The sequence below is a fragment of the Pseudomonas sp. PMCC200344 genome (assembly GCF_030053095.1).
GTDB lineage: Bacteria > Pseudomonadota > Gammaproteobacteria > Pseudomonadales > Pseudomonadaceae > Aquipseudomonas > Aquipseudomonas svalbardensis.
The window spans coordinates 5,773,089-5,782,500 of record NZ_CP125618.1; the positions used below are offsets into that span (position 1 = coordinate 5,773,089).

10 protein-coding genes, 4 tRNA genes and 2 rRNA genes (1 of these 16 running past the window's edge) are annotated in these 9,412 nt (G+C 53.3%); all 16 read right to left on the bottom strand.

Going from position 1 to position 9,412, the window contains the following annotated elements; genetic code table 11:
- Positions 1-37: 37 nt before the first annotated feature.
- Complete coding sequence (rplL, locus tag QFW87_RS26530) at positions 38-403, bottom strand: 50S ribosomal protein L7/L12 (RefSeq protein WP_010467258.1); 366 nt, start codon at positions 401-403, stop codon at positions 38-40.
- An 80-nt stretch (positions 404-483) separates the two neighbouring features.
- Positions 484-984 carry a 50S ribosomal protein L10 gene (rplJ, locus tag QFW87_RS26535; protein ID WP_008145489.1) on the bottom strand — a complete coding sequence of 167 codons (501 nt, stop codon included), beginning with the start codon at positions 982-984 and terminating at the stop codon, positions 484-486.
- Between the two features lie 198 nt (positions 985-1,182).
- Positions 1,183-1,878: a 50S ribosomal protein L1 gene (gene rplA / locus QFW87_RS26540; RefSeq protein ID WP_128872506.1), complete on the bottom strand. Its 696-nt coding sequence runs from the start codon at positions 1,876-1,878 to the stop codon at positions 1,183-1,185.
- A complete protein-coding gene (gene rplK / locus QFW87_RS26545; RefSeq protein ID WP_003210097.1) occupies positions 1,878-2,309 on the bottom strand; it encodes a 50S ribosomal protein L11 in 432 nt (143 codons plus the stop codon). The genes rplA and rplK overlap by 1 nt, the downstream gene beginning before the upstream one ends.
- A 117-nt stretch (positions 2,310-2,426) precedes the next feature.
- Positions 2,427-2,960 carry a transcription termination/antitermination protein NusG gene (nusG, locus tag QFW87_RS26550; protein WP_007896622.1) on the bottom strand — a complete coding sequence of 178 codons (534 nt, stop codon included), beginning with the start codon at positions 2,958-2,960 and terminating at the stop codon, positions 2,427-2,429.
- A 9-nt stretch (positions 2,961-2,969) separates the two neighbouring features.
- Positions 2,970-3,338: a preprotein translocase subunit SecE gene (gene secE, locus QFW87_RS26555; protein WP_008145488.1), complete on the bottom strand. Its 369-nt coding sequence runs from the start codon at positions 3,336-3,338 to the stop codon at positions 2,970-2,972.
- Positions 3,339-3,383: 45 nt separating this feature from the next.
- Positions 3,384-3,459 (bottom strand) — tRNA-Trp (locus tag QFW87_RS26560).
- A 53-nt stretch (positions 3,460-3,512) separates the two neighbouring features.
- A complete protein-coding gene (tuf, locus tag QFW87_RS26565; RefSeq protein WP_019693885.1) occupies positions 3,513-4,706 on the bottom strand; it encodes an elongation factor Tu in 1,194 nt (397 codons plus the stop codon).
- An 84-nt stretch (positions 4,707-4,790) separates the two neighbouring features.
- A tRNA-Thr gene (locus QFW87_RS26570) sits at positions 4,791-4,866 on the bottom strand.
- A 26-nt stretch (positions 4,867-4,892) separates the two neighbouring features.
- Positions 4,893-4,966: transfer RNA gene (locus QFW87_RS26575), tRNA-Gly, on the bottom strand.
- Positions 4,967-4,989: 23 nt separating this feature from the next.
- Positions 4,990-5,074, bottom strand: a tRNA-Tyr gene (locus tag QFW87_RS26580).
- 142 nt (positions 5,075-5,216) lie between these two features.
- Positions 5,217-5,657 (bottom strand): hypothetical protein, encoded by a 441-nt coding sequence (locus QFW87_RS26585; protein ID WP_283181875.1) that lies wholly within the window; start codon positions 5,655-5,657, stop codon positions 5,217-5,219.
- 7 nt (positions 5,658-5,664) lie between these two features.
- Positions 5,665-6,414, bottom strand: coding sequence for a pantothenate kinase (locus QFW87_RS26590; protein ID WP_283181876.1), 750 nt, complete (start codon positions 6,412-6,414; stop codon positions 5,665-5,667).
- A complete protein-coding gene (gene birA, locus QFW87_RS26595; RefSeq protein WP_283189240.1) occupies positions 6,404-7,363 on the bottom strand; it encodes a bifunctional biotin--[acetyl-CoA-carboxylase] ligase/biotin operon repressor BirA in 960 nt (319 codons plus the stop codon). Before birA ends, QFW87_RS26590 begins: the two co-directional genes overlap by 11 nt.
- 135 nt (positions 7,364-7,498) lie before the next feature.
- A 5S ribosomal RNA gene (gene rrf, locus QFW87_RS26600) occupies positions 7,499-7,614 on the bottom strand.
- A 154-nt stretch (positions 7,615-7,768) separates the two neighbouring features.
- Positions 7,769-9,412, bottom strand: a 23S ribosomal RNA gene (locus tag QFW87_RS26605) (it continues 1,248 nt past the right edge of the window).

Consider the following 9,412-nt stretch of genomic DNA (forward strand, 5'->3'; position numbering starts at 1 on the left):
TCGCTTAACGCTCGGGCTGGAGACGCAAAGTCGATGCTTACTTCAGCTCGACTTTAGCGCCTGCTTCTTCCAGAGTGGCTTTGGCTTTGTCAGCTGCGTCTTTCGAAACAGCTTCCAGAACCATGCCAGGAGCGCCGTCAACTACAGCCTTGGCTTCTTTCAAGCCCAGACCGGTCAGTTCACGTACTGCCTTGATCACGTTAACTTTCTTCTCGCCAGCTTCCAGCAGCATGACGTTGAATTCAGTTTGTTCTTCAACAACGGCAGCGACAGCAGCTGGACCGGCGGAAGCAGCGGCAGCGGAAACGCCGAACTTCTCTTCCATGGCCTTGATCAGCTCAACGATTTCCAGAACGGATTTTTCGCCGATTGCTTCGATGATTTGGTCGTTAGTCAGAGACATGACTATAAATTCCTGTATTGGGGTGACAGCCTACGCGGCCATCGAAATAAACAATAAACGCTGAAAGGAGTCGCTCAGCCTCAGGCTGCGGCAGCTTCTTTCTGGTCGCGAAGAGCCGCCAGAGTACGAGCCAATTTGCTGGTTGCGCCTTGAATCACGCTCATCAGCTGGGAAATTGCTTCGTCACGGGTCGGCAGGCTTGCCAGTACGTCGATCTGATTAGCTGCGAGGAACTTGCCCTCGAACGCAGCTGCCTTGATCTCGAACTTGTCCTGACCTTTTGCGAACTCTTTGAAGATACGGGCAGCAGCGCCCGGATGATCTTTGGAGAATGCAATCAAGGTCGGGCCGGTGAACACGTCGTTGAGCACGTCATATTGAGTGCCAGCAACGGCGCGCTTGAGCAGGGTGTTACGCACAACACGTACGTATACGCCAGCTTCACGAGCCTCTTTACGGAGTCCGGTCATAGCGCCTACTGTTACGCCACGGGCATCAGCCACGACAGCGGACAGAGCAACTTGGGCAGCCTTGTTGACTTCAGCGACGATGGCCTTCTTGTCTTCAAGTTTAATTGCCACGGGAAAAACTCCTGCTTGTTACCGTTTCATCCAACCGAGGTCAGATGTCGTTTTGGTGTCTGATTCGGTAAGGAACCGGGAGCACCATCTGCGTAGGCTTGAGGTTTAAGACTTGCGTCGCCTACGGTCTTGGATAGCCCCCGCCAGGCAGGGACCCCAATCTTTCAATTGGCGCAATCGCTTGCGCCAATTTTTGTCTTACGCTTCCAGCGAACCTTGGTCGATGACCAGGCCCGGGCCCATGGTGGTGCTCAGGGTGATGCGCTTGACATAAATGCCTTTCGAGGAAGCCGGCTTGATACGCTTCAGATCAGAGATCAGGGCTTCAACGTTTTCCTTCAGCTTGACGGCATCAAAGCCGACTTTGCCAACGGAGGTGTGAATGATGCCGTTTTTGTCGGTGCGATAACGAACCTGACCAGCCTTGGCGTTTTTAACCGCGGTAGCTACGTCTGGAGTTACGGTGCCGACTTTAGGGTTAGGCATCAGGCCACGTGGGCCGAGGATCTGACCCAGCTGACCCACAACGCGCATTGCATCCGGGGATGCGATAACTACGTCATAGTTCAGGTCGCCGCCTTTCATTTCGGCAGCCAGATCGTCCATACCTACACGGTCAGCGCCGGCAGCCAGAGCGGCCTCAGCAGCTGGACCTTGGGTGAACACAGCAACGCGAACAGTCTTGCCAGTGCCGTGTGGCAGCACAGTAGCGCTACGAACAACCTGGTCGGATTTACGCGGGTCAACACCCAGGTTTACAGCAACGTCGAACGACTCGCTGAACTTGACAGTCGACAGCTCAGCCAGCAGAGCAGCAGCGTCTACAAAGTTGTAGGACTTGCCTGCTTCGATTTTGCCGGCGATAGCCTTTTGACGCTTGGTCAACTTAGCCATTACACACCCTCCACGTTAAGGCCCATGCTACGAGCAGAACCGGCGATAGTACGCACGGCTGCGTCCATATCAGCTGCAGTCAGATCCGCGTTTTTGGTTTTCGCGATTTCTTCCAGCTGAGCACGGGTCACAGTGCCAACCTTAACGGTGTTCGGACGAGCGGAACCGCTAGTCAGACCAGCAGCCTTCTTCAGCAGAACCGAAGCAGGGGTAGACTTGGTTTCAAAAGTAAAGCTACGGTCGCTATAGACAGTGATGATCACTGGAGTCGGCAGACCTGGTTCAATACCCTGAGTACGGGCGTTGAAAGCCTTGCAGAATTCCATGATGTTCACGCCGTGCTGACCCAGAGCAGGACCAACAGGTGGGCTTGGGTTAGCCTGAGCGGCTTTCACTTGCAGCTTGATGTAAGCGGTAATCTTCTTGGCCATGAGGCACTCCAATTACGGGTTCGAACGCCTCGAAAGGCTCCCCGGTTACTTGCGCGTTTATCCCAGTGACGACAAAACCCCACAGCCTAGGGCTGCGGGGTTGGGATGCTTGCTCAGCTAGACCTTTTCGACCTGGCTGAACTCTAGCTCTACCGGAGTAGAGCGACCGAAAATGAGCACTGCCACTTGGATCCGGCTCTTCTCGTAGTTAACTTCTTCGACCGTACCGGTAAAGTCGGCAAACGGACCGTCATTGACACGTACCGACTCACCTGGCTCGAACAACGTCTTCGGCTTCGGCTTGTCACTACCATCAGCGACGCGACGCAGAATCGCTTCTGCCTCTTTATCTGTGATAGGTGCAGGCTTATCAGCAGTACCGCCGATAAAACCCATCACCCGAGGAGTATCCTTGACCAAGTGCCAAGTACCCTCATTCATGTCCATCTGAACCAGCACATAACCTGGGAAGAACTTGCGCTCGCTTTTGCGTTTCTGGCCATTACGCATTTCAACCACTTCTTCAGTGGGAACCAGAATTTCGCCGAAGCCATCTTCCATGCCAGCCAGCTTTACGCGCTCTACCAACGAGCGCATGACATGCTTCTCGTAACCGGAGTAAGCATGCACAACGTACCAACGCTTAGCCACGGGACACCCTTAGCCGACAATCAAGGAAACAAGCCAGCCGAGCAGGGAATCAAGCCCCCACAACAGCAACGCCATAACCAGAACAACAGCCACAACAATCAACGTGGTCTGCGTGGTTTCTTGGCGAGTTGGCCATACGACTTTACGAATCTCGGTGCGAGCTTCCTTAACCAGTACAAAGAAAGACTTGCCCTTGACCGTCTGCAGGCCTACAAAGGCAGCTACAGCAGCAATGGCGAGCAAAGCAAGTACGCGGTACAGGATCGGCGAAGCAGAGTAATACTGATTGCCAACAACGCCAACAACCACCAAAGCAACTACTACTAGCCACTTGAGCAGATCGAAGCGAGAGCCTTGAGCTTCAGCTTTAGGAGTCATCTATGAAGATCCTGTGAAAAGAAAGCCAGACACACCAAGTGAATCTGGCAGGTCAGGAGGGAATCGAACCCCCAACCTACGGTTTTGGAGACCGTCGCTCTGCCAATTGAGCTACTGACCTAAAACAAAATCAGGCCGACCATTATGCCGGCCCGAAAAAGACATTACAACAATTTACTCGATAACCTTAGCAACCACACCAGCGCCGACGGTACGACCGCCTTCACGAATGGCGAAACGCAGACCATCTTCCATTGCGATGGTTTTGATCAGAGTGACCGTCATTTGGACGTTATCACCTGGCATCACCATTTCAACGCCTTCCGGCAGTTCGCAGTTACCGGTCACGTCGGTGGTCCGGAAGTAGAACTGTGGACGGTAGCCTTTGAAGAATGGCGTATGACGACCACCCTCCTCCTTGCTCAAAACGTAAACTTCAGCGGTGAACTTGGTATGCGGCTTGACAGTGCCCGGCTTGACCAGAACTTGGCCACGCTCAACATCATCACGCTTGGTACCGCGCAGCAATACGCCGCAGTTCTCGCCAGCACGCCCCTCATCGAGCAGCTTGCGGAACATCTCAACACCAGTGCAAGTAGTTTTGACAGTGTCACGAAGACCAACAATCTCAACCTCTTCCTGAATGCGGACAATGCCACGCTCAACACGACCAGTCACAACAGTACCGCGACCGGAGATCGAGAAAACATCCTCGATCGGCATCAGGAACGGCTTATCAATAGCACGCTCAGGCTGCGGAATGTAACTATCCAGAGTCTCGACCAACTTCTTGACGGCAGTAGTGCCCATCTCGTTGTCGTCTTGACCATTCAGCGCCATCAGCGCCGAACCAATGATGATCGGAGTGTCATCACCTGGGAAATCGTAAGCGCTCAGCAGGTCGCGCACTTCCATCTCAACCAGCTCCAGCAGCTCAGCATCATCGACCATGTCAGCCTTGTTCAGGAAGACAACGATGTACGGAACGCCAACCTGGCGAGACAGAAGGATGTGCTCACGGGTTTGCGGCATCGGGCCATCAGCGGCCGAGCAAACCAGAATCGCGCCATCCATCTGAGCAGCACCGGTAATCATGTTTTTTACGTAGTCAGCGTGACCTGGACAGTCAACATGTGCGTAGTGACGCACGGCCGAATCGTACTCAACGTGAGCGGTGTTGATGGTAATACCACGAGCTTTTTCTTCAGGGGCGCTATCGATCTTGTCGAAGTCAACCTTTGCCGAACCGAAAACCTCGGAGCAGACGCGGGTCAAAGCAGCAGTCAGAGTAGTTTTACCGTGATCGACGTGACCAATGGTACCAACGTTGACGTGCGGCTTATTACGTTCGAACTTTTCCTTAGCCATCAAAATCACCCCCAGGAGAAGAATTGAGCAGGTCAAACAAGCCATTAAAACAAAGGCAGATATTTTCATATCTGCCTTGTTATATGGAGCTCTTGAGCGGATTTGAACCGCTGACCTCACCCTTACCAAGGGTGTGCTCTACCAACTGAGCTACAAGAGCGTAACGCTATGCAGGATCTGCAAACTTGGAGCGGGTAGCGGGAATCGAACCCGCATCATCAGCTTGGAAGGCTGAGGTTCTACCACTAAACTATACCCGCGAGCTTGCAGCTCTCGCTAAAAATGGTGGAGGGGGAAGGATTCGAACCTTCGAAGTCGTAGACGTCAGATTTACAGTCTGATCCCTTTGGCCGCTCGGGAACCCCTCCTAAGCGAGCCGGCATTCTATATCATGCCAGCCTTCTGTCAAGCATTTTCTCATTAAAAACCTGAGGTTAGCTGCATTGACATTACTTTGCGGTGTTAACCATTAAAGGTCTTCACTGCGAAGCGGGCGCCATTCTATGCAAACTATTCGGCGGGTGCAACCCCCTCGCACGGCATTATTTTATGTTTTAACTCATTGAATTCTCTAGAAAGGTTTTTCAGCTGCGAGTCATCCAGCCAACGCCGGCTTTCTGGTGCCACGCGCACCCAGTAACCATCAGACTCAGCGGGGGCCCTCAGCAAGGACTCGAACTTGATTTCCATGCCACTCAATCGCCGCTCAACCGCCTGAGCCGCTTCCTGACGAGCAAAACCGCCAAGATAGAGGCACCCTTCGTCTGACCGGGCAGGCTTTCCTTTATCACGAGCCGCTTCAGTCGTTTCACTCAACAAGCGAATATCCTGCTGCGATCCCCTATACAAATTCAAAGGAGTTACATCCTTCGCACGCAGAGGAGCCTCTTGCTGGTGCCAGATGTAATAGAACACATTGAGAACAAGCAGCAGCAGAAACAACCAACGCATAAAAACCTCAGGACAAGGGACACGCCATAGCCAAACCTACAAACACCAGATCAGGAACCACCCTGGCCTCAGGCACGATCTCGGAAACCAGGTCTGCATCTCCTCCAGTGAGGAACACAGCAAAATCATCTCCCCAATAGCTACGCGCCAACTCTAACTGCGTCAGGACAAAGCCTCTCAGCATCAACGAGCATCCCCGCTCGACCGCTTCGACAGTTGTCCGACCAGGAACAAGGCTTTCCAGAGCGCGCTCGGCTGCTAGATCGCCATAACGAATTCTACGGGTGTGGGTACGCAATTGGTTTCGCATCAGAGGCATTCCCGGGCATATAAATCCTCCGAGGTGCTCTCCATCCCTAGAGATAAAGTCCGCGGTAACAGCCGTACCAAAATCAAGCACAAGGCACGCACCCGAAGCCAGCTGGAACCCCCCAAGCATCGCCAGCCAACGGTCGAGCCCTAACCGCTCGAACTCCTCATAACCATTACGAACCCCGGACATTTCGCGGGACGGCGCTGCACATACCGCCGACACACCAAAAGCTTCTCTCAGCAGAGAAATCAGCGCACTGGTTTCTTCGGCGGTCCTGACACTGACCAACCGACAAAACTTGAGAGCGAGCCCCTTGAGCGTTTTCAAGCTCTCCAACAAAGCGAGATCCGAGTCAACGACACCCTCGCCAACCACCCGCCGAACATTCGCGTCGAGCACACGCCACTTGATAAAACTGTTTCCGCAGTCGAGCTCAAGAATCATCACGCAACCTCAGACTGAGCTCACCACCACTAAAGACTTTTTCCACACCACCCACCTTCAAGCGCAGAGCACCCTGACTATCAATACCCAGCACTTCGCCATCTATATGGTTAACACCTGCGATCAACGACACGGCCCGCCCCTGCCAGAGATGATTTTGCTCCCACTCTGCCTGGATAGCTGAAAATCCGTCGACTTGATGACGAGACAGATATGCCTGGAGCATCGCGCCCAAATCCCCGACCAAGTGATTTCGATCAAACACCTTGCCCGACTCTAGCCGCATGGACGTCCACTGCTGATCTACCTCATCGGTAATCTGCATGTTCACATTAATTCCCACACCCAGCACAACGTGACACACGTCAGCAGGATCTCCCACCAGCTCGAGCAATATCCCGGCAATCTTCTTCTGACCAACCAGAACATCGTTGGGCCATTTCAATCCAGCCCCCGAAATACCGAGCTCACGCAGGGCCTGCATGACGGCGAGCCCAACAACAAGGCTCAAGCCTTCCAGCTGACGCATCCCACCTTCAATACGCAACACGAGGCTGTAGTAGATGTTTTCCGCGAATGGACTCGCCCATTTACGTCCACGCCGCCCGCGCCCTGCAGTTTGCCGTTCGGCAAGCACCAGAAAGGGTGCCGCCTGCCCCCGCTCTATGGCGCGCAAGGCCTCGGCATTAGTGGAGTCAATTGAATCGAAAACCAGGATAGGCCAATCACAAGAAGGCGCCAGCTCTCTTATCTCGACGGGATCAAGCAGCGTCAATGGCGCAGCCAGTTGATAGCCGCGCCCCCGCACCTTATGAATGGATAATCCCAGCTCAGCCTCTAAATGCTGAAGCTGCTTCCAAACGGCACTACGACTGACACCCAAGGCGACACCCAAGGCCTGACCCGAATGGAATCGGCCATCTTTAAGAAGCTTTAACAATGTCAGCATGCAAGTCTCGCCTCACAATGAGGCCCGCATGATAGCCATGCCCCGCGCCATTGCATAGAAACCCTACAGGTCAGTTTTCCTGCGGACAAAACAAAACCCCTACCTGCATACGCAGATAGGGGTTTCGGAATTTAATCTTGACGATGACCTACTCTCACATGGGGAAACCCCACACTACCATCGGCGATGCATCGTTTCACTGCTGAGTTCGGGATGGGATCAGGTGGTTCCAATGCTCTATGGTCGTCAAGAAATTCGGTAGCCAGGTCGTTTACCTTGCGGTTCACGCTCCAGCGAATGGGCAGGTGATAGATTTGTGTGTTGCGTTGCAAATTTTCGACTTGTGTCGTCTTCACACACCGCAATCTGGTGCCTCTTCAGGTCAGCAAATTGCTTGGGTGTTATATGGTCAAGCCTCACGGGCAATTAGTATTGGTTAGCTCAACGCCTCACAGCGCTTACACACCCAACCTATCAACGTCGTAGTCTTCGACGGCCCTTCAGGGGACTCAAGGTCCCAGTGAGATCTCATCTTGAGGCTAGTTTCCCGCTTAGATGCTTTCAGCGGTTATCTATTCCGAACATAGCTACCCGGCAATGCCACTGGCGTGACAACCGGAACACCAGAGGTTCGTCCACTCCGGTCCTCTCGTACTAGGAGCAGCCCCTCTCAAATCTCAAACGTCCACGGCAGATAGGGACCGAACTGTCTCACGACGTTCTAAACCCAGCTCGCGTACCACTTTAAATGGCGAACAGCCATACCCTTGGGACCGGCTTCAGCCCCAGGATGTGATGAGCCGACATCGAGGTGCCAAACACCGCCGTCGATATGAACTCTTGGGCGGTATCAGCCTGTTATCCCCGGAGTACCTTTTATCCGTTGAGCGATGGCCCTTCCATACAGAACCACCGGATCACTAAGACCTACTTTCGTACCTGCTCGACGTGTCTGTCTCGCAGTCAAGCGCGCTTTTGCCTTTATACTCTACGACCGATTTCCGACCGGTCTGAGCGCACCTTCGTACTCCTCCGTTACTCTTTAGGAGGAGACCGCCCCAGTCAAACTACCCACCATACACTGTCCTCGATCCGGATAACGGACCTGAGTTAGAACCTCAAAGTTGCCAGGGTGGTATTTCAAGGTTGGCTCCACGCGAACTGGCGTCCACGCTTCAAAGCCTCCCACCTATCCTACACAAGCAAATTCAAAGTCCAGTGCAAAGCTATAGTAAAGGTTCACGGGGTCTTTCCGTCTAGCCGCGGATACACTGCATCTTCACAGCGATTTCAATTTCACTGAGTCTCGGGTGGAGACAGCGCCGCCATCGTTACGCCATTCGTGCAGGTCGGAACTTACCCGACAAGGAATTTCGCTACCTTAGGACCGTTATAGTTACGGCCGCCGTTTACCGGGGCTTCGATCAAGAGCTTCGCGTTAGCTAACCCCATCAATTAACCTTCCGGCACCGGGCAGGCGTCACACCCTATACGTCCACTTTCGTGTTTGCAGAGTGCTGTGTTTTTAATAAACAGTCGCAGCGGCCTGGTATCTTCGACCGGCATGGGCTTACGCAGTAAATGCTTCACCCTCACCGGCGCACCTTCTCCCGAAGTTACGGTGCCATTTTGCCTAGTTCCTTCACCCGAGTTCTCTCAAGCGCCTTGGTATTCTCTACCCAACCACCTGTGTCGGTTTGGGGTACGGTTCCTGGTTACCTGAAGCTTAGAAGCTTTTCTTGGAAGCATGGCATCAACCACTTCGTCACCCAAAGGGTAACTCGTCATCAGCTCTCGGCCTTAGAATCCCGGATTTACCTAAGATTCCAGCCTACCACCTTAAACTTGGACAACCAACGCCAAGCTGGCCTAGCCTTCTCCGTCCCTCCATCGCAATAACCAGAAGTACAGGAATATTAACCTGTTTTCCATCGACTACGCTTTTCAGCCTCGCCTTAGGGACCGACTAACCCTGCGTCGATTAACGTTGCGCAGGAAACCTTGGTCTTTCGGCGTGGGTGTTTTTCACACCCATTGTCGTTACTCATG